This is a genomic window from Bacillus sp. UMB0728 (assembly GCF_002858875.1).
Lineage (GTDB): Bacteria > Bacillota > Bacilli > Bacillales > Cytobacillaceae > Bacillus_AB > Bacillus_AB infantis.
Genome location: NZ_PKLA01000018.1, coordinates 1 through 1,850, shown reverse-complemented (window position 1 = coordinate 1,850; position 1,850 = coordinate 1). Strand labels below are relative to the sequence as shown.

Sequence of the window (1,850 nt, the reverse complement as noted above, 5' to 3'; positions counted from 1 at the left end):
AGCTAACCTCCCTCAATAAAAGAAGCTAAAACGCCGATTTACTCATGTTTTCTTAGAATTTCATAGTTGTTTACCAAACGGTAAATGCCTTTATATCTGGAGTATATATACTTGAAAGGATATTTCTGGACACAATGAGAAAAAAAGAGCTATAACCCACTAATCAACCTCTTACAGAAATTGGTGACTGAGTAAAAATATAACCGCACTGGTGGATGTCCACATCTACTCATGGAGGTCAACCCTCCCATGTCTCACAGAGTCTTCGCTCTCAAATTCCTTCGTCCAACCTTTCCATGAGGTGGATGTCAGCCATGCTGCCCCACAGGGTCCAAGCCCGTAATTTAGTTGCTTTGCCGACTAATCCGTGCTTCAAATGTCTCCAAGAATATAAACCCACAACTACTAATTATCTAAACCAAACTAGAATTAAGCGGCCAATTCTGCCTGCTTTAATAATGCCAAATGAGGGATGTCCTTTAACATTCTTTCTTCACTAAATTCAAACTGCTTTTTACCAATGCCAAAGAAGATACGAATCAATTTATTACACAAAGCAATCAGGGACTGCATCTTCTTTAACGGATTATCCGGACGTTGAGTATAGTAGGCATGTAACGACTTAAATGCAGTATTCTTGGCGACGAGAATCATACAGACCCTGAATAACAGGGCCCTGAGTTTCTTTCGGCCTCTTTTTGTGATGGTCGTTTTTCCTTTGTGTTTACCGGAAGTATTTTCTTTTAGGCTTAAGCCAGCCAGCTTGATAATTTGCCGAGGATGATTGTATTCGCCTAAATCCCCTACTTCCGCGAAAAAGCCGGCAATTGTATCCCTGCCCACACCTTTTATCGCTAACATTTGTTGTACGCCTGGTATTTCATCAAGCAGATCGTCTATTTTTGTATCCAATTCTTCGAATTGTAGCTGAATTAATTCATACTTAGCGAGAATGGTTTTAAGCTCCAGTCTGGCCATTTCAGCACCTTGTCGAAGTCCGATGGACTTACAGGCTGCCTGCATTAACTCCCGAATTTTGGTTAATCCAACGCTCCGTGATACGGATTTTCTCAAATGGACAAGTAGTTCTTCTTCGGAGAATACAGCTATTTCATGCGGCAGGGCATAGAGCTTTAAGAATTGTAAAGCAGCCTTACCTTCCCATTTCTTAAATACCTGAAGGAATTCCGGAAAGTACCGGTCAATCCAGTTGTGCACCTGTCCTTGGACCGTTTGTAGGTCTTCAGTTAAAAGATCGCGTATTTTCTTTGCCACACGGAGCTCTGCATAAACACCTTGCGGTATGGTTGGTTCGGCGTATCTTCCGTCCTTGACCAGTTGAGCTATGACCTTTGCATCTTTCACATCATTCTTGGTAGGTGAGTTATCATCCAACTCCTTGCTTTTCTTGACGTGCAAGGGGTTTACTGCGACAAACTTAATTCCGTTTTCTTTTAAAATATGAGCGAGGTTAAACCAATAGTGGCCCGTTGGCTCCATGCCAACCATCACTTTGTCCATACGCTGTTCTTTTTTAATTCCAGAAATCCAATTCAAGAATTGCTCAAATCCCTCTTTTGTATTTTCAAATTGACAAGGAGATCCAAACTCCATTCCCCTAAAGTCCTGAGCACGTGCCACATGCTTGAACTTCGCAATATCGACTCCTATAATAAGAGTTTGAGAAGTAATTTGAGCAATCTTCTTATTCTGGTTATAATTCATTTTAGTGCCTCCTGGTATTTGAGTTATAGTCCTTTTTGCTTGCCGGCTACAGGACTCTCTCATTCTACCAAGAGGTTATTTTTTTGTTCAAACCCCATTTTCCTTCATTACAGGAATGCTGCCCC

1 protein-coding gene is annotated in these 1,850 nt (G+C 41.3%); it reads right to left on the bottom strand.

Annotated elements, in window-relative coordinates:
* Positions 1 to 429: 429 nt before the first annotated feature.
* Positions 430 to 1,725: an IS110 family transposase gene (locus tag CYJ37_RS26730; protein ID WP_094770069.1), complete on the bottom strand. Its 1,296-nt coding sequence runs from the start codon at positions 1,723 to 1,725 to the stop codon at positions 430 to 432.
* Between the last annotated feature and the right edge of the window lie 125 nt (positions 1,726 to 1,850).

What these genes read in the sequence shown, in the direction of transcription:
- CYJ37_RS26730 (WP_094770069.1), bottom strand. Translation starts at nt 1,725, where the DNA reads ATGAATTATAACCAGAATAAGAAGATTGCTCAAATTACTTCTCAAACT.